21 protein-coding genes are annotated in these 25,201 nt (G+C 68.5%); 9 read left to right on the top strand and 12 right to left on the bottom strand.

The genetic code is table 11. The annotated features are described in order from the left end of the window. Window positions 1–159 precede the first annotated feature (159 nt). The gene (locus EKE94_RS13540) at window positions 160–1,887 is read left to right on the top strand and encodes an OFA family MFS transporter (protein WP_127907151.1); all 1,728 of its coding nucleotides are present in this window, start codon (window positions 160–162) and stop codon (window positions 1,885–1,887) included. A gap of 164 nt (window positions 1,888–2,051) precedes the next feature. On the opposite strand, the gene EKE94_RS13535 is transcribed toward EKE94_RS13540, so the two are convergent. From EKE94_RS13535 to EKE94_RS13515, 5 genes are all read right to left on the bottom strand, one after another. Beyond that, window positions 2,052–3,572 (bottom strand): aldehyde dehydrogenase (NADP(+)), encoded by a 1,521-nt coding sequence (locus tag EKE94_RS13535; protein WP_127907150.1) that lies wholly within the window; start codon window positions 3,570–3,572, stop codon window positions 2,052–2,054. A 14-nt stretch (window positions 3,573–3,586) separates the two neighbouring features. Then, window positions 3,587–4,381, bottom strand: a complete 795-nt coding sequence (locus tag EKE94_RS13530; RefSeq protein ID WP_127907149.1) for an NAD-dependent epimerase/dehydratase family protein — start codon at window positions 4,379–4,381, stop codon at window positions 3,587–3,589. 9 nt (window positions 4,382–4,390) lie between these two features. Further along, a complete protein-coding gene (locus EKE94_RS13525) occupies window positions 4,391–5,668 on the bottom strand; it encodes a TRAP transporter large permease (RefSeq protein ID WP_127907148.1) in 1,278 nt (425 codons plus the stop codon). Window positions 5,669–5,672: 4 nt separating this feature from the next. Then, the gene (locus EKE94_RS13520; RefSeq protein WP_127907147.1) at window positions 5,673–6,188 is read right to left on the bottom strand and encodes a TRAP transporter small permease; all 516 of its coding nucleotides are present in this window, start codon (window positions 6,186–6,188) and stop codon (window positions 5,673–5,675) included. 64 nt (window positions 6,189–6,252) lie between these two features. Then, window positions 6,253–7,239: a TRAP transporter substrate-binding protein gene (locus tag EKE94_RS13515; protein WP_127907146.1), complete on the bottom strand. Its 987-nt coding sequence runs from the start codon at window positions 7,237–7,239 to the stop codon at window positions 6,253–6,255. A gap of 102 nt (window positions 7,240–7,341) precedes the next feature. Between EKE94_RS13515 and EKE94_RS13510 the strand changes: the two genes are divergently transcribed. The 4 genes from EKE94_RS13510 (at window position 7,342) to EKE94_RS13495 (ending at window position 11,036) form a co-directional block, all read left to right on the top strand. After that, window positions 7,342–8,052, top strand: coding sequence for a FadR/GntR family transcriptional regulator (locus EKE94_RS13510; RefSeq protein ID WP_127907273.1), 711 nt, complete (start codon window positions 7,342–7,344; stop codon window positions 8,050–8,052). Window positions 8,053–8,137: 85 nt separating this feature from the next. Then, window positions 8,138–9,043 carry a 5-dehydro-4-deoxyglucarate dehydratase gene (kdgD, locus tag EKE94_RS13505; protein WP_127907145.1) on the top strand — a complete coding sequence of 302 codons (906 nt, stop codon included), beginning with the start codon at window positions 8,138–8,140 and terminating at the stop codon, window positions 9,041–9,043. Further along, the gene (locus tag EKE94_RS13500; protein WP_127907144.1) at window positions 9,040–10,179 is read left to right on the top strand and encodes a mandelate racemase/muconate lactonizing enzyme family protein; all 1,140 of its coding nucleotides are present in this window, start codon (window positions 9,040–9,042) and stop codon (window positions 10,177–10,179) included. Before kdgD ends, EKE94_RS13500 begins: the two co-directional genes overlap by 4 nt. Further along, window positions 10,176–11,036 (top strand): amidohydrolase family protein, encoded by an 861-nt coding sequence (locus EKE94_RS13495; protein WP_127907143.1) that lies wholly within the window; start codon window positions 10,176–10,178, stop codon window positions 11,034–11,036. The genes EKE94_RS13500 and EKE94_RS13495 overlap by 4 nt, the downstream gene beginning before the upstream one ends. A 156-nt stretch (window positions 11,037–11,192) precedes the next feature. Here EKE94_RS13495 and EKE94_RS13490 read toward each other — a convergent pair whose 3' ends face one another. After that, on the bottom strand, window positions 11,193–11,930 hold the full coding sequence (locus tag EKE94_RS13490) for a FadR/GntR family transcriptional regulator (RefSeq protein ID WP_127907142.1): 738 nt from the start codon (window positions 11,928–11,930) through the stop codon (window positions 11,193–11,195). A 182-nt stretch (window positions 11,931–12,112) separates the two neighbouring features. Between EKE94_RS13490 and EKE94_RS13485 the strand changes: the two genes are divergently transcribed. After that, window positions 12,113–13,261 carry a mandelate racemase family protein gene (locus EKE94_RS13485; protein ID WP_127907141.1) on the top strand — a complete coding sequence of 383 codons (1,149 nt, stop codon included), beginning with the start codon at window positions 12,113–12,115 and terminating at the stop codon, window positions 13,259–13,261. Window positions 13,262–13,342: 81 nt separating this feature from the next. Further along, window positions 13,343–14,932, top strand: a complete 1,590-nt coding sequence (locus tag EKE94_RS13480) for an ABC transporter substrate-binding protein (protein WP_127907140.1) — start codon at window positions 13,343–13,345, stop codon at window positions 14,930–14,932. A 391-nt stretch (window positions 14,933–15,323) separates the two neighbouring features. On the opposite strand, the gene EKE94_RS13475 is transcribed toward EKE94_RS13480, so the two are convergent. The 6 genes from EKE94_RS13475 to EKE94_RS13450 form a co-directional block, all read right to left on the bottom strand. Then, window positions 15,324–16,418 carry a hypothetical protein gene (locus tag EKE94_RS13475; RefSeq protein WP_127907139.1) on the bottom strand — a complete coding sequence of 365 codons (1,095 nt, stop codon included), beginning with the start codon at window positions 16,416–16,418 and terminating at the stop codon, window positions 15,324–15,326. Then, window positions 16,396–17,142 carry an ABC transporter ATP-binding protein gene (locus EKE94_RS13470; RefSeq protein WP_127907138.1) on the bottom strand — a complete coding sequence of 249 codons (747 nt, stop codon included), beginning with the start codon at window positions 17,140–17,142 and terminating at the stop codon, window positions 16,396–16,398. Before EKE94_RS13470 ends, EKE94_RS13475 begins: the two co-directional genes overlap by 23 nt. Next, a complete protein-coding gene (locus EKE94_RS13465) occupies window positions 17,139–17,978 on the bottom strand; it encodes an ABC transporter ATP-binding protein (protein WP_127907137.1) in 840 nt (279 codons plus the stop codon). The genes EKE94_RS13470 and EKE94_RS13465 overlap by 4 nt, the downstream gene beginning before the upstream one ends. A gap of 3 nt (window positions 17,979–17,981) precedes the next feature. Continuing rightward, the gene (locus EKE94_RS13460; RefSeq protein WP_127907272.1) at window positions 17,982–18,908 is read right to left on the bottom strand and encodes an ABC transporter permease; all 927 of its coding nucleotides are present in this window, start codon (window positions 18,906–18,908) and stop codon (window positions 17,982–17,984) included. Continuing rightward, window positions 18,908–19,933 carry an ABC transporter permease gene (locus tag EKE94_RS13455; RefSeq protein WP_127907136.1) on the bottom strand — a complete coding sequence of 342 codons (1,026 nt, stop codon included), beginning with the start codon at window positions 19,931–19,933 and terminating at the stop codon, window positions 18,908–18,910. Before EKE94_RS13455 ends, EKE94_RS13460 begins: the two co-directional genes overlap by 1 nt. Window positions 19,934–20,154: 221 nt before the next feature. Then, complete coding sequence (locus tag EKE94_RS13450) at window positions 20,155–20,832, bottom strand: TetR/AcrR family transcriptional regulator (protein ID WP_268878284.1); 678 nt, start codon at window positions 20,830–20,832, stop codon at window positions 20,155–20,157. A 163-nt stretch (window positions 20,833–20,995) separates the two neighbouring features. On the opposite strand from EKE94_RS13450, the gene EKE94_RS13445 reads away from it, so the two are divergent. After that, window positions 20,996–22,096 carry an efflux RND transporter periplasmic adaptor subunit gene (locus EKE94_RS13445; RefSeq protein WP_127907134.1) on the top strand — a complete coding sequence of 367 codons (1,101 nt, stop codon included), beginning with the start codon at window positions 20,996–20,998 and terminating at the stop codon, window positions 22,094–22,096. Window positions 22,097–22,100: 4 nt separating this feature from the next. After that, window positions 22,101–25,154: an efflux RND transporter permease subunit gene (locus EKE94_RS13440; RefSeq protein WP_127907133.1), complete on the top strand. Its 3,054-nt coding sequence runs from the start codon at window positions 22,101–22,103 to the stop codon at window positions 25,152–25,154. The last annotated feature ends 47 nt before the right edge of the window (window positions 25,155–25,201 follow it).

The raw sequence follows: 25,201 nt of genomic DNA, 5'->3' as shown, positions 1-25,201 counted from the left end.
CAGCAGCGGGCCAGACTGCAGTTAAGTGACTGATTTCGCTTTTTAAATATCCTTGACACGTCCCCGGTCAACACGCTTCCGTGGGGCCGCGGCCATGCAGATGGCCGGGGCGCGGACCGGGAAGAGGAGGCCCGCCGCGCGAACAGGGAGGGACACCACATGAGCAACGCCGCACCGGGCGGTGCCTTCGGCTTTCTGCGGAAGGACCACATTGTCGCGAAACCAGGATTCAACCGTTGGAAGGTTCCGCCGGCCTCGATCGCGATCCATCTGTGCATCGGATCGGTCTATGCGTGGTCGGTCTTCAACCCCGCGCTGACGCGTCAGTTCGGCATCGTCGCCCCGGCCGCCGACGACTGGAGCCTGTCGTCGGTCGTCTGGGTGTTCTCGGTCGCCATCGTCTGCCTGGGGCTGGCCGCGGCCTTTGCGGGCAAATGGCTGGAAAAGGTCGGGCCCCGCATGGTCGGCGTCGTGGCGGCGTTCCTCTGGGGCGGCGGGTTCCTGATCGGCGCGGCTGGGATCGCGACGCACCAGCTGTGGCTGCTTTACCTGGGCTACGGGGTGCTGGGCGGCTTCGGCCTGGGGCTGGGCTATGTCTCGCCCGTCTCGACGCTTCTGCGCTGGTTCCCGGACCGGCGCGGCATGGCGACCGGCATGGCGATCATGGGCTTCGGCGGCGGCGCGATGATCGCGGCGCCCGTGAAGGGGTGGCTGTTGTCGCTCTATTCCCAGGCGCCCGAGTATCTGGGCGCCGCCGACGTGGTGAACATTGTGACGGAAGGCGGTCGCCGCTTTGCCGAAACCGCGGGCGGGCAGGTCGAGGTCGTCGTCGCCTCGGCGCAGCAGGCGATGGACGCCTTCGGCGGCGAGGCGGGCGTCTACGTCGTGGGCACCGGCAACACCGGGGCCGCAGCCACGTTCCTGACGCTGGGGATCGTCTACTTCGCCGTGATGATCGTCGCCGCCTTCAGCTACCGCGTGCCGCCCGAGGGCTGGGTGCCCGAGGGCTGGACGCCCAAGGCCGAGACCTCGAAGATGGTCACGCGCAACCACGTGCATATCGACCAGGCGCTGAAGACGCCGCAGTTCTGGCAGCTTTGGGTCATGCTGTGCTTCAACGTGACCGCGGGGATCGGCGTGATCGGCGTGGCCAAGACCATGATGTCCGAGATCTACGGCACCACGATGCCGCTGATCGTCACCGCCGCCTTCGCCTCGACCTACGTGCTGATGATCTCGGTCTTCAACATGGTGGGCCGGTTCTTCTGGGCCTCGACCTCGGACTATATCGGTCGCAAGAACACCTATCACTGCTTCTTCGTGCTGGGCACGCTGCTCTATCTGTCGATCCCGTTTTTCGCGACGGCGGGCGCGGCCAACCCGTCGGTGATCTACCTCGTCGGCTTCTACGTGGCGACGATGATCATCTTCTCGATGTATGGCGGCGGCTTCGCGACGATCCCCGCCTACCTCGCCGACATGTTCGGCACGATGCACGTGGGGGGCATCCACGGGCGGCTGCTGACGGCGTGGTCCACCGCGGGCGTGCTGGGGCCGCTGGCCATCACCTCGCTACGCGAGATGTCGGTGGGGCGGGCCATTGCCGATCTCTCCGCGAAGGTCAGCCCCGAGGCCTTTGCCGAGAAGTTCGGCGCGCCTCTGGCACAGATCGATCAGCTTGTCGCGGCCAAGACGGTGACGATCGCGCGGCTGATGGAGATCGCACCCGAAGGCACGGTCGATCCGACGCCCAGCCTCTACAACACGACGATGTACTGCATGGCGGCACTGCTGGTCATGGCGTTCTTCGCCAACCTGTTCCTGCGCCCGGTGGGGGACCATCACCACCACCGCGAAGACGAGCGGGCCGCGGCCCCGGCGGAATAGCGCGGAGTGCCCGTCAGCGGGTCCGCACCAATACTGAACGAAAAGAGGCCCCGCAGGATCTGCGGGGCCTCTACTGTCTTCCGGACCGGTCTATCGGCCCGGCCTGACGGTCTATCGGCCTGGCGGTCTGAACGCGGTGCGGGGACCGGTCCGCGATCGGGGCCTCAGCCGGCCAGGTCGGCGGGCAGGATGCTGTCGGGCAGGTTCTGGTAGCACACCGGCCGTAGGAAGCGGCGGATCGACAGCGTGCCCACGCTGGTGGCGCCGAAGTTCGTCGAGGCCGGGTAGGGGCCGCCATGGACCATGGCGTCGGCCACCTCGACCCCCGTGGGGAAGCCGTTGACGAGGATGCGGCCCGCCTTGCGCTCGACGATGGGCAGAAGCTTCCGCGCCGCCTCGGCGTCCGCGTCGTCCATGTGCAGCGTGACGGTCAGCTGACCCTTCAGCTTGCGGGCCAGCGTTTCCATCTGCGCGGCGTCCTTGCAGCGCACGATCAGGCCGAGCGGCCCGAAGACCTCTTCGCCCAGCCGTTCGTTGGCCAGCCACGTGTCGGCGTCGGTCTCGTACAGGAACGGCGTCGCCGCCCGGCTGGCCGGTTCGGTGGTGACGATCGCGGTCACGCCCGATTCCTCGCCCATCTTCGCGGCGCCGCCCTTGTAGGCCTCGGCGATGCCTTCGGTGAGCATGGTCTGCGGGCCCATCTCGGCAAGCGCCTCGCGCGTTGCATCGCGGAAGGCGTCGGCCGCGGGGCCGTCCATCACCACGGCGATGCCGGGATTGGTGCAGAACTGGCCCGCGCCCATGCAGAGCGACCCGGCCCAGGCCTTGCCCATCTCGGCGCCGCGCGCCGACAGCGCGCTGTCGAACACGAACATCGGGTTGACCGAGCCCAGTTCGCCGTAGAACGGGATCGGCTCGTCACGCTGGGCGCAGAGGTCGAACAGCGCGCGGCCCCCGGCAAGCGACCCGGTAAAGCCCACGGCCTTGATCAGCGGATGCTGGACCAGCCGCTGGCCGACCTGGCGGTTGCCGCCCTGGATCAGCGAAAAGACACCATCGGGCATGCCGGTGCGCCTGGCGGCGGCGGCGATGGCCTCGGCGGCCAGTTCGCCCGTGCCGGGGTGCGCGCCGTGGCCCTTGACCACGACGGGACAGCCCGCGGCCAGCGCGGCGGCGGTATCGCCGCCCGCGGTCGAGAACGCCAGCGGGAAGTTCGACGCGCCGAAGACGGCGACCGGGCCGATGGGCCGCTGGATCATCCGCAGGTCCGGGCGCGGCAGCGGCTGGCGGTCGGGCAGGGCGGCGTCGTGGCGCCGGTCGAGATACGCACCGTCGCGGATATGCCCGGCGAAGAGACGCAGCTGGTTCGCGGTGCGCGGCAGCTCGACCGACCGGATGCGCGGTTCGGGCAGGCCGGTTTCCGACATCGCCGTCTCGGTGATCTCGTCGATCCGCGCCTCGAGCTCTTCCGCGATGGCGTCGAGGAAGGCGGCGCGCTCGTCGCGCGAGGTGGCGGCGTAGGCGTCAAAGGCGGCCTCGGCCGCTTCGCAGGCGCGGTCGACCAGCTCGGGCGTGCCGACGGAAAAGTCGTGCGCCGTGCCGTGCGCGGGGTCGGACGAGAAGGTCTGATCCGATCCGACCCGCTCGGCCCCGATCAGATGCTTGCCGTGGGGAGTATAGGTCATGGGTTCTGGTCCTCTCAATCTCGGTGAATGGGTTCGGCCGTGAAGGCGCCGCCCTGGTAGACGGCGTCCGGCGCGTCGGGTTCCGGACGGGTGTTACCAGCTTCGACCTTGTCACGGAACCGGGCCGAGGAGTCCCTGGGCCGCCAGCCCAGGTAGCGGGCGGCGGAATTGTCCCACCACGATTCCTCGTTGTCGGAGACGCCCCAGATGATCGGGCAGCCCAGCCGCGGCGCGCGGAAGACGCACTCGATCAGCGACACGAAGTCGTCGGGGCTGAACCACGTCGCCATCATGCGGTGGTTGCGCGGCTCGGGAAAGCACGAGCCGATGCGCACCAGCGCCGTCTCCTGCCCGAACTTCGAATGATACATCGAGGCCATCGCCTCGCCGAAGCATTTCGACACGCCGTAAAGCCCGTCGGGCTTCATCGGGTCCTCGACGCCCAGATGGCGGTCCTGCGTGTGGTAGCCGACGACGTGGTTCGAGGTGGCGAAGACGATGCGTGGATGCCCATGGGCGCGCGCCGCCTCGTAGAGGTTGTAGACGCCGCGGATGTTGGCGTCGCAGATCGGATCGAAGGGTTGTTCGACCGACACGCCGCCGAAATGCACGATGCCGTCGCAGCCGGCGACAAGGTCGTGCACCGCCGCCTCGTCGGCGAGGTTGGCTTGCACCACCTCCTCGCCGGGGCCGGCGGGCGCCATTTCGGCCAGATCGGACAGCCGGATCGTTTCGGCCATGTGGGACAGACGCGACCGCATCATCTGGCCAAGCCCTCCGGCTGCACCGGTGATGAGTAGTCTTTTCATTGCAGGTTCCTAGTCCATGAGGTTCGGGAGATACATCGAGAAGAACGGCACGTAGGTGACGAGCAGCAGCGCCACGATGATCGCCGCGTAGAACGGCAGGATCGTACGCACCGCCTGATCGATGCGGATGCCACCGACGACGCAGCCCACGAAGAGGCAGGCGCCGACAGGCGGAGTGCACAGGCCAAGCCCGAGGTTCATCATCAGGATGACCCCGAATTGCAGCGGGTCCATCCCCAGATCTTTGACGACGGGCAGGAAGATCGGCGTGCAGATCAGGATCAGGGCGGCCATGTCCATGATCATCCCCAGCAGCAGAAGGATGACGTTGAGCAGAAGCAGGATGACGATCGGGTTGTCCGAGATCAGCGTCACGCTGCTGGCCAGCAGGTCCGGCACCCGGTAGAGCGCCAGGAGATAGGCGAAGGACGACGCCGTCGCGACGAGGATCATCACCAGCGCGGTGGTCCGCACGGCGGCGACGACGGCCAGCTTGAACTTCTCCCACGACAATTCGCGGTAGACGAGCGTGGTGACGAGCATCGCCCAGATCGCGCCGAAGGCACCGGATTCCGTGACCGTCATCACCCCCGACAGCACGCCGCCGACGATGATGATCGCGGTCATCAGGCCCGGGATGGCGACGACGAAGCTGATGGCGAGCTGGCGAAACCCGGGGAAGGGTTCGCCCGGGTAGCCGCGGCGCACCGCGATGGCCCAGGCGACGATGCCCAGGATCACGCACATCAGGATGCCGGGCAGGATCCCGGCGATGAAGAGGTTCGACACCGACACGCCACCGGCGGCGACGGCGTAGAGGATCATGTTGTGCGACGGTGGAATGACCACCCCCGCGACGGACGAGGTGACGGTGACGTTCACCGCGTAGTCCGCGTCGTAGCCCTTTTCCTTCATCACCGGCACGAGGATCGACCCCAGGGCCGAGGTGTCGGCCACCGCCGACCCCGAGATCCCGCCGAACAGCATCGACGAGGCGACGTTCACCACGCCCAGGCCGCCGCGCATGAAGCCCACGGCCGAGGCGGCCAGCCGCACCAGCCGCGCGGCAATCCCGCCCTGCATCATCAGTTCGCCCGCGAAGATGAAGAACGGGATCGCCAGCAGCGAAAAGACCGAGATCCCCGACAGGATGCGCTGGAACCCGATGAACAGCGGCAGCCCCTCGTAGAGGAAGCCGCCGACCGTTGCGAGACCGAGGGCGAAGGCCACCGGCATGCCGACAATCAGCCCGAGGGCGAAGAGGCCGAAGAGAATGGCAAGACCCATGAGATCAACCTTGAAGCGGGCCGCGCCCTTGCGCGAGCTCGGACATCTGGAACAGGGTGAAGAGCGTCGACAGCACGCCGCAGATCGCCATCGGCATGGCGCGCACGCCTTCGGCGATACCCAGCATCGGGATCCGCCGGCCCCACGTGTCCAGCATCAGCTGCCCGCCGTAGACCGCCAGCGCGAGCGAGAAGATCAGCATGCCGACCAGCGCCAGCCAGTGCAGCACGCGGCCGACGGGCGCAGGCATCGCCGCGCGCAGGAAGTCGACCGAAAGATGTGCGTTAGTCCAGACGCCGACCGCGCCGCCCAGAAAGGTGATCCACACCACCAGCACCAGCGCGAGCTGTTCGACCCATGTCGGCGTGTCGTTCAGCACGTAGCGCCCCCAGACGAGCCAGCCGAAGATCACGATCAGCGTCACGAGCTGGGCGCCCGCCACGGCCATGCACACCCGCGCCAGGGCATCGAGCGCGCGGAACGCGGGCGAGCGGGTCTGTCTTTCGTCCGCGATCTGCATGACAAAAACCCCGAGGTGAAAAGGAAAGGGACCGGCCGGCGGGCTGCCGACCGGTCGCGCCGGATCAGTCCTGCTGGGTGGCCCGGATGTCGTCGATGTAGCTTTCGAGGTCGGGGTTCGCCTCGATGAACTTGGTGTAGATCGGCTGCATCGCGTCCTGGAAGGCGGCGGGGTCGTCGACCTCGTTCACCTCGACGCCCGCATCCAGCACCTTCTGACGGCTCTCTTCCGAGCTTGCGGCCCAGAGTTCGCGCTGCTGCTCGGCGGCCTCGAGGGCGGCCTGCGTCACGATCTCCTTGTCCTCGTCCGAGACGCCCTCCCACGTATCGGCCGAAATGCAGATGCACTCGGGCAGGATCAGGTGGTTGGTGTTGGAATAATAGCCCGCGACCTCGAAGTGGTTCGAGGTGTCGAAGGACGGCCAGTTGTTTTCGGCCCCGTCGATGACGCCGGTGCGCAGCGACTGGTACACCTCGGAATAGGCCATCGGGGTCGCGTTGCCGCCCAGCTCGTCGACCATCTGGACGTAGAGGTCGTTGTTCATCACGCGGAACTTCAGCCCCTCCATGTCGGCGGGTGTCGCGATCGGATGGTCGGTGTTGTAAAAACTGCGCGCGCCGCTGTCGAACCACGACAGGGCGATGATGCCCTCCTCGGCCAGCGCATCGGCAAAGCGGTCGCCGATCTCGCCGTCCATGACCTCGTGCATGTTGTCGATGTCGGTGAACAGGAAGGGCAGCGACAGGACGTTGGTCGCGGGCACGATCTCGCCCATCGGGCCCATGTTGAAGTTCGCGAAGTCCAGGCCGCCGTTGCGCAGCTGTTCGATGGCGTCGGGCTGATCGCCGAGAACCGCGTTGTGATAGACCTCGGGCTCGATCCGGCCCTCGGTGCGTTCGGCCACCATGTCGGCAAAGGCGTCCAGCGCGACGCCGTTGGGGTAATCCTCGGGGTGGATGTTCCAGCCGCGCCAGGACTCGGCGGTCGCCGGAAGGGCGACGCTGCCCGCAAGGATCAGGGCGGCGGTGAAAGTGCCGGTAAGTTTGGTCATTGGGTCCTCCTCCAGAACGTGCAAGTTGTATGACAATTTGTATCGCGAGCTGTCAAGGGATACGATAACCTGGGGTGGGCAAGCAGGAGCAGGCCAGTGACGATGACCGAAGGCGCGGGCAGCAGACGCCGCAATCTTGTGCAGGGCGTGATCGAATCGTTGCGACACGACATCGAAGAGGGGCGCTTTCCCCCAGGCGGCAAGCTGCCGTCCGAGATGCGCCTGACCGAGCGTTTCGAAGTGTCGCGCACCGTTGTCCGCGAGGCGATCGCCGGGCTCAAGGCAGATGGGCTGGTGGCGCCGCGGCAGGGCGCCGGGGTCTTCGTACTGGACCCGCCGAAAGAGGCCGAGCGCCCGTTCCACATTGCCGATTACGACCGCATATCCTCGGTCATCGAGATGCTTGAACTGCGTGTCGCGGTCGAGATGGAGGCGGCGGCGCTGGCCGCGCAACGCCGCAGTCCACAGCAGGAAGAGGCGATTTTCGATGCCGCGGCAGCCCTGTCGCGCATGGCGGCCGAGGGGCGCCCGACCAAGGCCGCGGACCTTGCGTTCCACCTCGCCGTGGCCGACGCCACCAGCAACCCGCGGTTCCGCGAATTCCTCGAAATCCTCGGCGTGTCGATGATCCCCCGGGCGGCGCTGCGGCTGGCCGACGGGGGCAGCGCGCCCGACTATATCGACCGGCTGGCCGAGGAGCACATGCAGATCGCGCGCGCCATCTCGGCCGGGGATTCGGACACCGCGCGTTCGGCGATGCAGGCGCATCTTCGCAATTCGATGGACCGCTACCGCGATTACATCAGACAATAGTGTCAACTTATCATACAGGTGTTGACAGGGCTGGGCGCGGCTGGCTAATCGAGGGGGCGAGACCGGCAACAAGGAGGGCGCTCGGATGGACCCGCAAGAGATCAAGACCGCGCTGGGGGCGGGGCTTCTGTCCTTTCCCGTCACGGCATTCGACGCCGAAGGCGCCTTCGCGCCCGAGCCCTTCAAGGCGCATGTCGAGTGGCTGTCCGGCTATCCCGCGAGCGCGCTTTTCGCCGCCGGCGGCACGGGAGAGATGTTCTCGCTGAAGCCCGACGAGATTCCGCAGGTCGTCGCCGCCGCCAAGGAGGCCGCCGGCGACACGCCCATCGTGTCGGGCTGCGGCTACGGCACCGCGATGGCCGTCGACATCGCGCGCGCGGCCGAGGCCGCCGGCGCCGACGGTATCCTGCTGTTGCCGCACTACCTGACCGAAGCACCGCAGGAGGGTCTTGCCGCCCATGCCCGCGCCGTCTGCAACGCGGTGGGGATCGGCGTCACGATCTACAACCGCGGCATGGCGAAGTACGACCCCGACACCGTCGCGCGGCTGGCCGACGAGCTGCCGAACCTCGTGGGCTTCAAGGACGGCTCGGGCGAGGTCGGCAAGATGCGCCAGATCACCGCCAAGCTGGGCGACCGGCTGACATATTTGGGCGGCCTGCCCACGGCCGAGGTCTTTGCCGAGGCATACCTGGCCGCGGGGTTCAGCACCTATTCCTCGGCCGTCTTCAACTTTGTCCCGCGCCTTGCCATCGAATTCTACGACAGCCTGCGCGCCGGCAACCGGGCCCGCTGCGAAGAGATCCTGAACGATTTCTTCTACCCCTTCCTCAAGCTGCGCGACCGCTGCCCCGGCTATGCCGTCTCGGCGATCAAGGCCGGCGTGCGGATACAGGGCTTCGACGCCGGCGCGGTGCGGGCCCCGCTCACCGACCTCACGGACGAGGAGATGACGATGCTGGAGCGGATCATCGGGTCCGAAAAGCGATGAGGATCGTCCGGGTCGAGACGCATTTGCTCGACCATCGGCTGGCGGTGCCGTTCGAAAGCGCCTCGATGCGCTTCGACCGGCGCACGCATCTTCTGGTCGAGGTCGAGTGCGACGACGGCACCGTGGGCTGGGGCGAATGCCTCGGCCCCGCGGGGCCCAACGCGGCGGTGGTGCGGGCCTATGCCGGGCGGCTGATCGGGGCCGACCCGCTGCAGACCGAACGGATCTGGGCCGAGCTTTACAACGCGCTGCGCGATCAGGGGCAGCGGGGCCTGAGCGTCACCGCGCTGTCGGGCATCGACGTCGCGCTGTGGGACATCAAGGGCAAGGCGCTGGGTCAGCCGGTGTCGGTCCTGCTGGGCGGGCGGTTCCGGGACCGGGTGCGCGCCTATGCCACCGGATCCTTCCGCCGCGACGGCGTCGACCGTGTAACCGACAATGCCGAAGAGGCCGCGGGGCACCGCGCCGCGGGCTTCCACGCGTTGAAGATCAAGATCGGCTTCGGCCTGGCCGAGGACCTGCGTGTCATCGCCGCCGTGCGCGAGGCGATCGGCCCCGAGATGCGCCTGATGATCGACGGCAATCACGGTTACGACACGCTCGAGGCGATCGAGCTGGGCCGCCGGGCCGCCGATTTCGACATCGACTGGTTCGAAGAGCCGGTGGTGCCCGAACACCTCGCCGCCTACCGCGAGGTGCGGGCCCGCCAGCCGATCCCGGTGGCGGGGGGCGAGACGTGGCACACGCGCTGGGGCTTCCGCGAGCCGCTGGAAAGCCGCGCCATCGACATCGCCCAACCGGACCTCTGCGGCTGCGGCGGGTTCACCGAGATGCGGCGGATCGCCGACATGGCGGCGCTGCACGGCGTGCGGCTGGTGCCGCATGTCTGGGGCACGGCGGTGCAGATCGCGGCGTCGCTGCAATGGATGGCGGCGATGGTGCCCAGCCCGGTGCGCCGCAACCCGATCGAGCCGATCCTTGAGTTCGACCGCACCGACAACCCGTTCCGGCAGGCGGTCGTGACCACGCCCATCGAACACGCCGACGGCATCGTGACGATCCCGGACGGCCCGGGCCTGGGGATCGAGATCAACCGCGATGCCCTGAAAGACTTCGCCCCGAAGGAGGCGCCATGACCATCGAACGCAAGCTATCCGGGGCAGGGCCGCAGACCGCGTTGCCCGCGGGCACCGTCGATACGCAGATGCACATGTACCTGCCGGGCTTTCCGGCCGTCGCGGGCGGCCCGCCCAACCCCGGCGGCACGTTGCCCGGGCCCGACCAGTACCGGCAGGTCATGGTATGGCTGGGCATCGACCGTGTGATCATCACCCAAGGCAATGCGCAGCAATCCGATCACGGAAACCTTCTGGCCTGCCTGGCCGAGATGGGCGATGTCGCCCGCGGCATCGGCTGCATCGACGGCGACACGCCCGAGGCCGAGCTGGACAGGCTGGCCGAGGCCGGCGTCGTCGGCGCGCGGATCATGGATCTGCCGGGCGGCGCGGTCCCGCTGTCGAAGCTGGACGAGGTCGCCCCCCGCGCCAAGGCGCGCGGCTGGCTGATGACGGTGCAGTTCGACGGATCGCGCATCGAAGAGGAAGAGGCGCGTCTGGCAAAGCTCGACCAGCCCTGGATCCTCGACCACCACGCCAAGATCTTCGATGGCCCCACGCCGGGCCGCAGGGCGGCGATCAAGCGGCTGATCGACGGCGGGCACTGCTGGTTCAAGTTCGCGGGCTGCTATGAGAGCAGCAAGACCGGGGCGCCGGGCTACGACGACGTCGCAGAGGTCGCGCGCGAGATGGCCGAACACGCGCCGGACCGGATCATCTGGGGCACGAACTGGCCCCACAACATGGCCAAGTCGACCGAAGAGTATCCCGACGATGCCGTGCTGACCGACCGGGTGATGTCGTGGTTCCCCTCGGCCGACGCGATGCGGCTGGCGCTGGTCGACACGCCCGGAAAGCTGTTCTTCGACCGCGGCTGAGGGCCGCCGCGGCGGTTCCCTGCGGGGCGGCCTGCTGCGTCCCGGCGGCAGGTCTTCGGCAACACCGGGTTCCGGTGCCGCCCTTTTTCTTCTTCAGGGGGTGACTGCCGGACCGTCTGCTTGGCGGCCTTGGGGCCCTGCGCCGGGGGCGGCAGGTCAGCCGCGCCTGGCGCCGTCGCGCCACAGCTGGCGGTACCGGCCCAGGCTATCTTCGAGATGCGCCTCCATCGCCGCTTCGGCCGCGTCGCGGTCGCCGTCGACGATGGCGTCGGCGATGGCCGCGTGTTCGACCACCAGCTTGGGGTTCGGGCGATAGGGGCGGGGGGTGCCGTCATGCGCCTCAAGCTCGACCCGCGGCACGATGCCGGGACGGATCAGGTTCAGGAACTCGGGGAACCGCCGGTTGTTGGTGGCCTCGGCAATCGCCAGGTGAAAGGCGAAATCGGCCTCGCGCGGGGACCGCTGCGCGTCGATCTCGGCCAGGACCCCGTCGTTGGCGCGCTGGATCGTGTCGATCTGCTCGCCCGAGCGGCGGGCGGCGGCCAGTCCCGCGGCCCGGATCTCGAAGGCCGAGCGCAGCTCGAACAGCTCGATCACCCCCGACAGACGTTCGACATCGATGTCGCCGAAGGGGTGCGCCGCGCCCGAGGGTTCCAGCGCGAAGACGCCGGAGCCCTTTCGCGCCTCGACCAGCCCGTCCGACCGCAACAGGCCCAGGGCCTCGCGCACCACGGTGCGGCTGACCGAATGGGCCTCGGTCAGCTCACGCTCGCTGGGCAGCCGGTCGCCGGGCTTGTAGCGTCCCGCCTCGATATCCCGGCGCAGGCTGTCCGCGATCATGGCCACCCGGGTGCGGGCGGGCGAGGTCTGTGGGGGCGTCGCGCGGTCTGGCATCACTGGGTCCGGTTCGTCCTGTATAACATCTGGAATGGTAGTTCCCCCCGGCTTTTCACGCCAGCAGAAACGAAATTCCGCCCCGTCAGGTCTGAGGCGTTGACCGGCGGCATTCACACGGCTAATCTGTATTACAGATTGCACAGGGTGTTATACATCCTGCCTAGGGGAGGACGACAACCGTGATCATCACCGACGTTTCGGCTCGGGTGTTCCGCCACATGACAAGCCGTCATTCCGACAGCGCGGGCCATGCCCACCCGGGGCCGGAGCATGCGGTCGAGCAGGCGATCCTGACGATCAGGACCGAAGACGGGGACGAAGGGCATACCTTCTGCCCGCCCGAAGTCGTGCGCCCCCACGTGCTGGACAAGTTCGTGCGCAAGGTGCTGATCGGGCAGGACCACCGGGATCGCGAACGCCTGTGGCAGGACCTGGCGCACTGGCAGCGGGGATCGGCCGCGCAGCTGACCGACCGCACGCTGGCCGCGGTCGACTGCGCGCTGTGGGATCTGGCGGGACGGGTGCTGGGGCAGCCGGTGCACAAGCTGATCGGCAGCTACCGCGACGCGGTTCCCGCCTATGGCTCGATCATGTGCGGCGACGAGATCGAGGGCGGGCTGGCAACGCCCGACGATTACGGCCGCTTCGCCGAAAAGCTGGTCGCCCGCGGCTACAAGGGGATCAAGCTGCACACCTGGATGCCGCCGGTGTCCTGGGCGCCGGACGTGCGGATGGACATCCGCGCCTGCGCCGCGGTGCGCGAAGCGGTGGGCGAGGGGGTCGCGCTGATGCTCGACGCGTTCCACTGGTATACCCGGACCGAGGCGCTGGAACTGGGGCGTGGGCTGGAAAAGCTGGGCTTTGCCTGGATCGAGGAGCCCTTGGACGAACAGTCCCTGTCGTCCTACAAATGGCTTTCCGACAATCTCGACATCCCCGTGATCGGCCCCGAAAGCGCGGCGGGCAAGCACTGGCACCGGGCCGAATGGATCCGGCAGGGCGCCTGCGACATCCTGCGGACCGGGGTGAACGACGTGGGCGGGATCACCCCCGCGCTGAAGACCATGCACCTGGCCGAAAGCTTCGGGATGGAATGCGAGGTGCACGGCAACACCGCGATGAACCTGCATGTCGCCGCCGCCACCAAGAACGCCAAGTGGTACGAACGCGGGCTGCTGCACCCGTTTCTCGAATACGACGACGGCTTCGACTATCTGAAATCGCTGTCCGACCCGATGGATGCCGACGGCATGGTGATTGTCCCCGACCGCCCCGGTCTGGGCGAGGACATCGACTTTGATCACATAGAGAATTTCCGCGTCGCGTAAGGAGAGACGCCCGCGGCGAAGCAGGCAGAGCCCCCCGGCAAGAGGGGGCCAGGACGACCTAGGAGTTTTTTGGGAGGACACATGAAACATCTTTTCGCCTCGGCCGCGCTTGCGGCCCTGATGGGCGCCACGCCCGCCCTGTCTGAGACCCCCGACGACCAGCTGGTCGCGGCCTTCACCATGAACAACATCCTGACGATGGACCCCGCCGCGATCACCGGCGGCGAGGCAGTTCAGGTGCTCAACAACGTCTACGACGCGCTGGTGCAGTTCGACCCCGAAACCTATGAACTGCAGCCCCGCATCGCCGAAAGCTGGGACTACGCCGACGACAACATGTCGGTCACGCTGACCCTGCGCGACGACGTGACCTTTGCCTCGGGCAACCCGCTGACGGCCGAGGACGTCAAGTTCAGCCTCGACCGGGTGATGAAGCTGGGGCTGGCCCAGTCCTCGGGCCTCTCGTCGCGCGGGTTCACCGCCGAGGGCGTGGACGCGCATTTCGTCGTCGACGGTCCGCACAGCTTTACCATCAACCTGCCGCAGCCCGACGACCCGCAGCTGATCCTGATGTATCTCACGCAGGCCGGCGTGGGCTCGATCCTCGACAGCAAGCTGGTGATGGAGAACGACTCGGACGGCGACATGGGGCAGGCGTGGCTGACCAACAACTCGGCCGGCTCGGGCGCCTTCGTGCTGGGGCAGTGGCGGTCGAACGAATACGTGATCCTGACGCGCAACGACGAATTCTGGGGCGGCGCGCCCGAGATGAAGCGCGTGCTGATGCGCCACCTGCCCGAAAGCCAGTCGCAGCGGCTGGGACTGGAGCAGGGCGATATCGACGTGGGCTTCACCCTCGCTGCAGCGGACCTGCGCGCGATGGAGGCCTCGGACGAGATCACCGTGGAAACCGTGCCTTCGGCGGGGTTCTACTATCTCGCCGCGTCGATGGAGGACGAGCGCTATGCAAACCCGCAGGTGCGCGAGGCGCTGCGCTACCTGATCGACTATGACGGCATCAACTCGGCCATCATGCCCTATTTCGGGGTCGAGCGGCAGCGCCCCGTGAACTCGAACGCCTTCGGCGCGCTGGACGATCCGGGCTACGAGCTCGACATCGAGCGGGCGAAGGAGCTTCTGGCCGAAGGCGGGTTTCCCGACGGGTTCGACACCACGATCCGGGTGATCTCGGAGCAGCAGTTCCTCGACAGTGCGACGGCGATCCAGGGCACGCTGGCGCAGGCCGGGATCACGGCCGAGATCATCACTGGCGACGGCGGCCAGATCTATGGCGCGATGCGCGACCGCGACTTCGAACTTCTGGTCGGGCGCGGCGGCGGCGGGCAGGAGCCGCACCCGGATTCGAACCTGCGGGCGGTGGTCTACAACCCCGACAACAGCCAGGAGGCCGGGCTGACCAACTACCAGGGCTGGCGCACCTCGTATTTCGACGAAGAGCTGAACGCGATGATCGAAGAGGCGCTGACCGAAAGCGACCGTGACCGGCAGGTCGAGTCCTATGGCGAGATCCAGGAGGCCATCGACGAGAAGGTCATCGCGATCCAGCCGTTTTCCGAACGTGTCGTCACCGCGGCCTACCAGGACGGGATCGAGGGGCTGATCATCAACCCCTGGATCACCCGGTTCGAGGACGTCACCAAGAATCGCTGACCCGGGTCTCCTCCAAGACACGTCGGCGACCGCGCGGTCCCCCTTCCCGGGGGGCCGCGCTTTTGCATGAGGGGATGCGCCTTGATGGCTGGCCGCGTGGATGGCCGAAGGGCGCCGGGGGGGGGGCAGGTGGACTCCGGGGGGCGACTTGCGGGCGCCGTAAGAGGCCCTCATTGGGATACGATTCCCGTGCTGATGATCGGAACAGGCAGCGGGTGCTGCTCCCGTGGGCGCCCTGGCCCCTGCACCCCTACGATCTCGGGGTGGACGCAGGCCGGGTCCGCGGGTCCCGGGGAAGCAGCGACTGCGACCCGCCTTGGGGGCTGCCCCGTTCCGTGAGGGCGAGGGCCGGGCAGCCCGATGACGGGGTCAGGGATTCCTTCCCTCGGGATCAGGCCGCGAGGTGATGGGCAAGGAACGCCACCGCCTCGTCCAGCGTGGCGGGCGGGCAGGTGTGACCGGCGTCGTGGAACGCGGTGTCGGGAGGGCGGGCCCCGCTGACCGCGGCGATGGCGGCGATGCGGTGCCATGCCTGCGCGACGCTCACCTCGGGCATGTGGCGGTCGCCGCGGCCGGATCGCAGGAACATCGGGCGGTCGGCGCCCAGCCCCGCAAGGTCGGGAAAATCCGCGCGGTGCGACAGGCCCGGGTGCACGAAGTGCCAGGCGGAGTGTCCCGCCAGAAGCGGGCGACCCGGGGCCATCAGGTCGGCCCGGCAGGCCATCCAGCCCAGGGCCGCCGTCGCCGCGACGCGGGGGCTGAGCGCCGCCGCGCTCCATGCGCCGACGGCGCCCATCGAGAAGCCGAAGGTGCCGACGCGGGCGATGCGCGGGTGGGCGGCCAGCCAGTCCGCGGCGCCCGCCGCCTCGGCTGCGGCGAGGCCGGCGAGGCTCCAGCCCAGGGCGGTGGCGCTTGCGGCCAGCGCCTGCTGCCCGGCGTGCCCCCCGGCCTGCCGCCGCCCGAAGCAGGGCGCATCGCAGGTCAGCGTGGCCATTCCCGCGGCGGCGCAGGCCCGGGCCACGGCGCGCCCCCCGTAGAGGGCGGCCCGGGTTCGGGCCGAGGCCGGGTGGTCGTGCAGCTTTTCCCAGCCCGTCGCGAAGGCCCCGCCATGTTCGTGAAACAGCACCACGCCGGGATGCGGGCCGGGGCCCGGCGGCAGGGTCAACCGCCCAGTCGCCACGGCCCCCGTTGCGTGGCGCAGCGCCACGGCGCCATCGGGCGCGGCGGTGCCGGTGGCGCCGATGGGTGGCAACAGGTCGCGCCAGATCGCGCGCAACCCCTCCCGCCACGCCGCCGGGTCGGTGTCCGGGCGCCAGCCCAGGTCGTAGGGCAGGGCCCGCCGCCGCGCCTCGAGGTAGTCGGGCAGCGCGTCGGGGCGTGGGCCGGTAGCGGCGGCGGTGGCGTCCCCCGCGGCGGGAGGACCCGCCGGGGCAGGCGCCCCATGGGACCCGTCGCCGGGCCGGTCAGAGGGCGCGTTCGTATTCAAGGCTCGCGTCGATCAGGTCGCGCGCATAGGCCTGCGTGGCGCCATTGCCGGCGATGGCCTCGCGGTTAAGCACCTCGACCACGCGGCCCGCCTGCATCACGGCGAAGCGGTCGCACATGTGGTCGATCACGGCCAGGTCGTGGCTGACCATCACGTAGGTCAGGCCCTTTTCGCCGCGCAGTCGCATCAGCAGGTTGATGATCTCGGCCTGCACGCTGACGTCGAGCGCCGAGGTCGGTTCGTCCAGGAACAGCACGTCGGGTTCGACGATCAGCGCCCGGGCGATGGCGACCCGCTGGCGCTGCCCGCCCGACAGCTGATGCGGATAGCGGTCTAGGAAATCGACCGGCAGGCCGACGTCGCACAACGCCTGCGCCATCCGGTCGTCGCGATCGGGGATGTTCTGGATCTTCAGCGGCTCGGACAGGACGGTGCGGATGGAATGCCGCGGATGCAGCGATCCGAAGGGGTCCTGGAACACCATCTGCAACGTCCGGCAACGGTCGGCGGCCGACATCTCGCGCACCGAGCGGTCGCCGATGCGCACCTCGCCCGTCCATTTCGACCACAGCATCGAGGCGCAGCGCAGCACCGTGGACTTGCCCGACCCCGACTCGCCCACTAGGCCGAAGCATTCGCCCGCGGCCACGTCGAAGCTGACATCATGCAGCACGCGCAGGGCGCCGAAGGCGACGGAGAGGTCCGAGATCACGACGGGTTTCACGGGCGGGCCTCCTGTTCCCACGCGGGATCGCGTTGCAGCACCGGCAGGTCGCCCCGGTCGCCCGCGATGCGCGGCTGCGCGGCCAGAAGACCGCGGGTGTAGGGATGCTGCGCGCGGTCGAGATCGCGCGCCTTCAGCGTTTCGACCACGCGCCCCGCATACATGATCAGCACCCGGTCGCAGAAGTTGCGCACGAGGTTCAGGTCGTGGCTGATCATGATCAGACCGATCCCCTTTTCGCGCACAAGGTCGTCGAGGATGCGCAGCACCTGCAGCCGCACCGTCACGTCCAGCGCCGAGGTCGGTTCGTCCGCGATCACCAGGTCGGGGTCGGTCAGCAGCATCATCGCGATCATCACCCGCTGGCCCATCCCGCCCGAGACCTCGTGCGGATAGAGGCGGTAGACCCGCTCGGGCTCACGGATCTGGACGGCGTCGAGCATCTCGACCGCCTTGTCGTGGGCCTGCGCCTTCGAGCAGCGGAAATGCGTGCGGTAGGCCTCGGCGATCTGGTCGCCGCAGCGCCGGATCGGGTTGAGCGAGAACTTGGGGTCCTGCAGGATCATCGACATGCGCCGGCCCCGCAGCTTCAGCATCTGGCGTTCGCGGGCCGCCAGCAGGTCGACCTCTTCGAACTGCATGCGCCGGGCGGTGATGTCGGCGGCGGGCATCAGGCGCATCAGCGCCCGGCCCAGCGTCGACTTGCCCGAGCCGGATTCGCCCACGACCCCCAGCCGTTCGCGGCCCAGCGTGAAACTGACGTTGCGCACGGCGGGCGCGGTGGCGCCGGGATAGCGCACCGACAGGTCCGCGACGTCGAGGATGGGGTCGGTCATGGGCTACCTCTTGTGCATCTGGCGCGGGTCGAGCGCATCGCGCAGCCCGTCGCCCAGCAGGTTGAAGGCAAGGCTGACGGCGAGGATGGCGAGGCCGGGGAAGGTCACCAGCCACCAGCTGTCGATCATGTAGCGCCGCCCGGTGGCGATCATCGCGCCCCATTCGGGCAGCGGCGGCTGCGCGCCCAAGCCCAGAAATCCCAGCCCCGCGGCGGTCAGGATCACGGTCGCCATGTTCAGCGTCAGCCGGATCAGCACCGAGGGCAGGCACATCGGCACGATCGACCGCCAGATGATCCGCAGGGGCGACGCGCCCTGCAGCCGCGCGGCCGAGATGTAGTCGGCCTTGCGGAAGGTCAGCGTCTCGGCCCGCGCCAGCCGCGCGATGGGCGGCCAGGCGGTCAGCGCGATGGCGATGATCGCGTTGTTCAGGCTGGGCCCCAGCGCGGCGACGAAGGCAAGCGACAGGATCAGCGAGGGGAAGGACAGGAAGATGTCCGTCACGCGCATCAGCACGATATCGACCTTGCCGCCGAAATACCCCGCGGCGGTGCCCACGGCCAGACCGATGGGCCCCACCACGATCGTCACCAGGAAGATGATCGTCAGCGTGATCCGCGACCCGTGGACGAGGCGGCTGTAGACGTCGCGCCCCAGCTCGTCAGTGCCGAAGAAATGCGCCCCCGAGGGCGGAAGCAGCGTTTCGCCCAGGTTCTGGACGTAAGGGTCGTGCGTGGCCAGGACCGGGGCGAGGATCGCGGTGCCGACCAGCAGCGCCAGCACGACCAGCCCGAAGGCCGAGGGCGGCTGCCGCATCAGGAACCGCAGCAGCGTGCCGGCGGTCTTCAGGGCCTGCGGGGTGCGTCGACGGCGCGGGGTGGCGGTCGCGGTCGCGGTGTCGGTTTCGGGGCGGGGTGCGGTTTCGGTCATCATGCTCGTGTCCTGGGGTCGAAGACGCGGTAGAGGATGTCCGACAGCACGTTCAGCGCGATGAAGATCACCCCCACGACGAGCACGCAGGTCATCACCGCGTTCATGTCGCCGATCAGCAGGTTGGCGGTAAGGTAGGACCCGAAGCCGGGCCAGGCGAAGACGGTTTCGATCAGCACCGCGCCTTCCAGCAGCGCGCCATAGGCCAGCGCGACGATCGTGACGAGCTGCACGCGAATGTTGCCGAAGGCGTGGCGCCAGATCGTCTGGCGGGTCGACAGGCCCTTCACCCGGGCGGTGGTGATATATTCCTGGTTGATCTGGTCCAGCATGAAGCTGCGCGTCATCCGCGTGATGTAGGCCGAGGACGAATATCCCAGCAGCGACGCGGGCAGCAGGATGTGGTTGAGCGCGCTCGCGAACACGTCCCATTGCCGCGCCAGCAGGCTGTCGATCAGCAAAAAGTTCGTCCGCTCGGGCACGAGGCCGATGTAGAACTGGTCCATCCGCCCCGATCCGCCGACCCATCCAAGCCAGGCGTAGAACACCAGAAGGCCGATCATCCCGGTCCAGAAGATCGGCATCGAATGCCCCATGAGAGAGAAGACGCGGATCACGTGGTCCTGCCAGCGGTCCTTGTTCACCGCCGCCAGAACCCCCAGCGGAACGCCCACCAGCGCGCCGAAGAGGATGGCGAAGGTCGCCAGTTCGATGGTGGCGGGCAGCACCCGCAGGATGTCGGTCAGGACCGGCTGCCCGGTGCGCACCGAGGTGCCGAAATCCAGCGTCGCGACGTCCCGGATATAGAGAAGGAACTGCTCCCACACCGGGCGGCCGAGGCCCAGTTGCTGGTAGACGCGGTCGTAGACCTCGCGGGTGGCGTCCTCGCCGACGATGGCGCGCACGGGATCGTTCGGCATGATCCGCCCGATCACGAAGGTCAGGATCAGCAGGCCGAACAGGGTGACCAGGATCGACGCCCCCTGTCCAACAAGCGCGTTCGTCCGTCGCCGGTCGAGTAGCATGCCACCTCCTCCCTCAGGGCGCGTCCTGCGCCCTGTATGACATATGTTGCAACCTGTTATACAGGAAGCGACCTGTCAAGGGCGTTGGCGGCTGGTCAGGCACGCCTTGGGGCAGGGCTGACGGTCGGGGCAAGGCCGGGCTGTCGCCGGGGCGGGCTATCCCGCGTGTCGGGGCCGGGGGCGCGGCCGGGCGCTTGGGGAAGATCTGCCGCGAAGGGGGATCAGTCCGAGGCGAGGCCGCCCAGCAGGTAGCCCTGCCGCGGGGCGGGCCCGGTGACAGGGGCGCCCGCGATCCGCGCGACCTCTTCCGCGGGCAGGCCGAAGCCGCGCAGAATGACCTCGGACGCGCTTATGCCTATCGGCCGGGCGCTGGCGCCCTGCGCGACCGCGTGCACGCTGCCCAGGACGACGCCTTCGATCAGCGCCAGCGCGACACTGCGGGGCATGGGGGCAAAGCGACCCTCGTCCATGCCCTGATCGACGACGCCGCCGATCTTCTGCATGAGGTGGGCGCTCAGGTCCGCGGCGGGCCAGCCCGAGCGGGCCATGAAGTGGCCGAGGACCGGATGCGATTCGACCAGCGCGATGACCGACGTGAGCCCGGCGCAGATGCGCTCGGCCGGGTCCGCAAGCTGGCCGACCCAGTCCGCCTGACCCATCACGATTTCGTCCAGAACGGCGGGCCCCAGCGCGTTGATCAGGTCGGGAATCGACCGGAAATACTTGTAGAACGTGCCACGGGCCACGCCCGCGGCACGGATCACGTCGTCGATCGAGGTCTGGCCCGGGCCCTTCTTGGCCATGACCTGCAATCCCGCGCGCAACAACGTGGCGCGGGTGCGGGCACGGCGACGGCACCCGGTGCTGACCCTGTGGTCCTGAGTTGACACTTTTGTCATCCTGACAGATATGTCATTCCAAGTTCCGAGAGGGAAGGGCCAGCCGGCGTTTTCCCGCGCCCGATCACGATAGACCCACCCCCATCCAGCGGACGCAGGCTGCGGGGCGCCGGTGCCTCCCGGCCCCAGCCGTGGCCGTCGCCGGGAAAAGTTGGAGAGATCCATGAGATACCGTGCCGCGCCGGTTCCGTTCCTGAGGGGGGCGTTCCCGCTGATCCTGTCGCTGCTGGTCGCCGCGCCTGCCGCGACGGCGCAGCAGGAGACCGGAGGCGAGGTCGTCCGGCCGGCCAAGCTGATGGTGCTGTCGGCGGCGCAATCGCAGCTGGAACGGGATTTCTTCGGCCGCGTCCGGGCGCGTGAAACCGTCGATCTGGCCTTTCAGGTGGGCGGGCAGATCACCGCCTTTCCGGTGGTCGAGGGGCGGCCGCTGGAAGAGGGCGCGCTGATCGCCCGGCTCGACCAGACCCCGTTCGAGCGCGAGGTCGCGCGTGCCGAAGTCAACCTCGACAAGGCCCGCCGCGACCTGACGCGGCTGGAAGAGCTGTCGGACATCTCGGTCACCCAGACCTCGATCCGGGACGCGCAGACCCAGGTCGACCTCGCCGAGGTCGCGGTGGAGGAGGCGCGCGATCACCTGCAGGACGCCACGCTGCGGACCACCTTTCCCGCGCTGGTTGCCCGCCGCGAGGTGGCGACCTTCACCACCGTCAGCGCCGGCCAGCCGGTGGTGCGGATCCACGACATGTCCGAGCTGCGGGTCGATATCGACGTCCCCGAGATTCTGTTCCGCAACGCGCTGGAAGGCGGGCAGGGGGTAAGCTTCACTGGCCGTTTCCCCGGCTACGGCGAAACCTTCCCCCTGACCCTGCGCGAGTTCGAGGCCGAGACCGCCGATATCGCGCAGACCTACAAGATCACGCTGGCCTTCACGGGCGCGGTGCCCGACTGGCTGTTGCCGGGCGCGTCGGTGACCGTCACCGCCCAGGCCGCGCGTGGCGGCGGGGCGCGGCAGATCGTGCTGCCCGAAACCGCGCTGGTCTTCGACCCCGACCGCCGGCCGGGACTGATGGTCTTCGACGCGGACGACGACGCGGCGGGCGCCACCGGCACCGTCCACTGGGAACCGGTCGAGATCGAGGTGCGCGACGATGCCCGTGTCGCGCTCGTCAGCGGCCCCGGCGCCGGCACCGAGGTGGTGCTGGCCGGCGGTGCGCAGCTGCGCGACGGCCAGACGGTGCGCCGCTTTACCGGCATCGGGGACTAGGCCCATGCCCATCGCCCGCGCCGCGATCGACCGGTCGCTTCTGACATGGATGCTGATGCTCGTCTGCCTTCTTGGCGGGGTCTGGGGATTCCTGACCATGGGCAGGCTGGAGGATCCGTCCTTCACCATCAAGAACGCCATCATCCTGACGCCCTATCCCGGTGCTTCGGCCGCCGAGGTCGCGCGCGAGGTGTCCGAGCCGCTGGAATCCGCGATCCAGCAGATGGACGAGCTCGACACGCTCGAATCGTTCAACAAGCCGGGGCTCAGCCGGATCAACGTGCAGATCGCCGACACCTACGACGGCTCGGAGCTGCCGCAGGTCTGGGACCGCCTGCGCGCCCGTGTCGGCGATGCGCAGGCCGACCTGCCGCCCGATGCGGGCACGTCGCTGGTCAACGACAGCTTCGGCGACGTCTACGGCATCTTCTTCGCCGTCACCGCGCCGGGGTTCTCGGATGACGAGGTGCACGACATCGCCGATTTCCTGCGGCGCGAGATCCTGGCCGTCGACGGCGTGGCCGACGTCACGCTGGCGGGCCTGCCGGAAGAGGCGATCTTTGTCGAACCCGACCCGGCGATCCTGACCAACCTCGGCCTGAACCCCGAGGCGATCGCCGGTGCGATCTCGGAATCCACCGCCGTGGTGCCGGCGGGCAGCCTGGACCAGCAGGGCCAGAGCATCCGCATCGACGCGCCCTCGGGCTCGCGCACGGTGGACGAGATCCGGGGCATCACCATCGGCGTCGGCGGCGACGTGGTGGACCTGACCGATTTCGCCAGCGTCAGCCGTGGCCGGGTCGAGGATCCGTCGATGATCATCCGCTTCAACGGGCAGGAGGCGTTCACGCTGGGCGTCTCGGGCAAGGAGGGGCTCAACATCGTCGATGTGGGCCGGCGCGTCGATGACCGTCTGGCCGAGCTGCAGTCGGAAATCCCCGTGGGTGTCGACCTGAACCCCGTCTACCAGCAGCACACCGTGGTCGAGGAGGCGTCCAATGCCTTCCTTCTGAACCTCGCGATGTCGGTGGCCATCGTGATCGTGGTTCTGGCGGTCTTCATGGGGTGGCGGTCGGCCGTCGTGGTGGGGGTCACGCTGCTTCTGACGGTTGTCGGCACGCTCTTCTTCATGGCGCTCTTCGGGATCGAGATGGAGCGCATCTCGCTGGGTGCGCTGATCATCGCGATGGGGATGCTGGTCGACAATGCCATCGTCATCGCCGAGGGCATGCAGGGCGACATGGCGCAGGGCAAACCCTCGCGCGAGGCGGCCGAGGACACGGCGGGCAAGACGCAGATCCCGCTTCTTGGTGCGACGATCATCGGTGTCATGGCCTTTGCCGGCATCGGCCTGTCGCCGGATGCGGCGGGCGAATTCCTGTTCTCGCTCTTTGCCGTGATCGGCATTTCGCTGATGCTGTCGTGGCTGCTGGCGGTCACGGTCACACCGCTTCTGGCGCACTACTTCTTCAAGCGTGGCGCCGCGGGCGCGCAGGGCGCCTATGACGGCCCGATCTTCCGTGCCTATGCCGCCACCCTGCGTCTGGCGCTGCGGCTGCGCTGGCTTGTGGTGGCGGGGCTGATCGCGGTGACGGTCGTGTGCTACTGGGGCTTCGGGCAGGTGCAGCAGCAGTTCTTCCCCGACAGCAACACGCCGCTCTTCTACGTCCACTACCAGCTTCCGCAGGGGGGCGAGATCGACCGCACCGCCAGCGATATGAGCCTGGTCGAGGACTGGCTGGCCGACCGGCCCGAGGTCGTGTCGGTCTCGACCTTCGTCGGCGGGGGCGCGTCGCGGTTCATGCTGACTTACGATCCGAACGAACAGCTGGCGACCTATGGCCACCTGATCATCCGCACCGAAACGCTGGAGCAGATCCCGGGCCTGCGCGACGACCTCGACGCCTTCGGGCGGCAGGCGCTGCCGGGGGGCGAGTTCCGCACCGAACGGCTGGCCTTCGGTCCGGGCGGCGGGGCGGCGGTGGCGGTGCGGTTTTCCGGGGCGGACGCCGATGTGCTGCGCAAGCTTGCCGCCGAGGCCGAGACGCGGATGCTTGAGGCGACCGACCAGCTGCGCGACCTGCGCACCGACTGGCGCGAACGCGAAATGTCGATCCGGCCGCTTTACAGCGAGGGCCGGGCGCAGACCGCGGGCGTCACCCGCAGCGACGTGGCGCAGGCGCTGCAACTGGCGACCAAGGGCCTGACGGCGGGCACCTACCGCGAGGATAGCCGCCTGATCCCCATCGTCGTGCGGATGCCCGGCGCGGCGTCCGAGGGCGGCGCGCACCTGGCAGGGCAGCCGGTCTACTCGGCCGCCGCGGGCACGTTCATCCCGCTTGAACAATTGCTGGACGGGTTCGCCTATTCGGCCGAGGACACGCTGATCCAGCGCCGCAACCGCCTGCCCACGATCACCGTGATGGGCGACGTGCCCGCGGGTGTCACCGCGGCCTCGGTCTTTGCACAGGTCCGCGCCCCGATCGAGGCGATGGACCTGCCCGAGGGCTATGCCCTGGAATGGGGCGGCGAATACGAGAACTCGACCGACGCGCAGGAATCGCTCGCCACCCGGCTGCCGATCTCTCTCATCATCATGGTGCTGATCTCGATCCTGCTTTTCGGCAAGCTGCGGCAGCCGCTGATCGTGTGGCTTCTGGTGCCGATGGCGGTGAACGGCGTGGCGATCGGTCTTCTGACCACGGGCCTTCCCTTCAGCTTCACCGCGCTTCTGGGGCTGCTCAGCCTGTCGGGGATGCTGTTGAAGAACGGCATCGTGCTGGTCGAGGAAATCGACCTGACCCGCGCGCAGGGCGTGCCGTTCACCCGCGCCGTGGTCGAGGCGTCGACCTCGCGTCTGCGACCGGTGGTGCTGGCGGCGGCGACCACGATCCTTGGGATGGTGCCGCTGATCTGGGATGCGTTCTTCGCCTCGATGGCGGTGACGATCATGGGCGGCCTGGGCTTTGCGTCGATCCTGACGCTGATCGCCGCGCCGGTGTTCTACTACCTGCTGTTCCCCGGCGAGCGCCGGGCCGAGGGGCGGGCGGCGGACTGACCGCCCCCCCTCCGGTCGCGGCCCTCCCCCGTCCACGGGGCCGGTCC

This window comes from Mesobaculum littorinae, assembly GCF_004011175.1.
GTDB lineage: Bacteria > Pseudomonadota > Alphaproteobacteria > Rhodobacterales > Rhodobacteraceae > Tranquillimonas > Tranquillimonas littorinae.
The sequence above is the reverse complement of the archived record's forward strand: the minus strand, read 5'-3'. Positions and strand labels throughout refer to the sequence as shown.

Coding starts and splice junctions, on each gene's coding strand:
- EKE94_RS13540 (WP_127907151.1), top strand. CDS start 160: ATGAGCAACGCCGCACCGGGCGGTGCCTTCGGCTTTCTGCGGAAGGAC.
- EKE94_RS13535 (WP_127907150.1), bottom strand. CDS start 3,572: ATGACCTATACTCCCCACGGCAAGCATCTGATCGGGGCCGAGCGGGTC.
- EKE94_RS13530 (WP_127907149.1), bottom strand. CDS start 4,381: ATGAAAAGACTACTCATCACCGGTGCAGCCGGAGGGCTTGGCCAGATG.
- EKE94_RS13525 (WP_127907148.1), bottom strand. CDS start 5,668: ATGGGTCTTGCCATTCTCTTCGGCCTCTTCGCCCTCGGGCTGATTGTC.
- EKE94_RS13520 (WP_127907147.1), bottom strand. CDS start 6,188: ATGCAGATCGCGGACGAAAGACAGACCCGCTCGCCCGCGTTCCGCGCG.
- EKE94_RS13515 (WP_127907146.1), bottom strand. CDS start 7,239: ATGACCAAACTTACCGGCACTTTCACCGCCGCCCTGATCCTTGCGGGC.
- EKE94_RS13510 (WP_127907273.1), top strand. CDS start 7,342: ATGACCGAAGGCGCGGGCAGCAGACGCCGCAATCTTGTGCAGGGCGTG.
- kdgD (WP_127907145.1), top strand. CDS start 8,138: ATGGACCCGCAAGAGATCAAGACCGCGCTGGGGGCGGGGCTTCTGTCC.
- EKE94_RS13500 (WP_127907144.1), top strand. CDS start 9,040: ATGAGGATCGTCCGGGTCGAGACGCATTTGCTCGACCATCGGCTGGCG.
- EKE94_RS13495 (WP_127907143.1), top strand. CDS start 10,176: ATGACCATCGAACGCAAGCTATCCGGGGCAGGGCCGCAGACCGCGTTG.
- EKE94_RS13490 (WP_127907142.1), bottom strand. CDS start 11,930: ATGCCAGACCGCGCGACGCCCCCACAGACCTCGCCCGCCCGCACCCGG.
- EKE94_RS13480 (WP_127907140.1), top strand. CDS start 13,343: ATGAAACATCTTTTCGCCTCGGCCGCGCTTGCGGCCCTGATGGGCGCC.
- EKE94_RS13465 (WP_127907137.1), bottom strand. CDS start 17,978: ATGACCGACCCCATCCTCGACGTCGCGGACCTGTCGGTGCGCTATCCC.
- EKE94_RS13460 (WP_127907272.1), bottom strand. CDS start 18,908: ATGACCGAAACCGCACCCCGCCCCGAAACCGACACCGCGACCGCGACC.
- EKE94_RS13455 (WP_127907136.1), bottom strand. CDS start 19,933: ATGCTACTCGACCGGCGACGGACGAACGCGCTTGTTGGACAGGGGGCG.
- EKE94_RS13450 (WP_268878284.1), bottom strand. CDS start 20,832: ATGACAAAAGTGTCAACTCAGGACCACAGGGTCAGCACCGGGTGCCGT.
- EKE94_RS13445 (WP_127907134.1), top strand. CDS start 20,996: ATGAGATACCGTGCCGCGCCGGTTCCGTTCCTGAGGGGGGCGTTCCCG.
- EKE94_RS13440 (WP_127907133.1), top strand. CDS start 22,101: ATGCCCATCGCCCGCGCCGCGATCGACCGGTCGCTTCTGACATGGATG.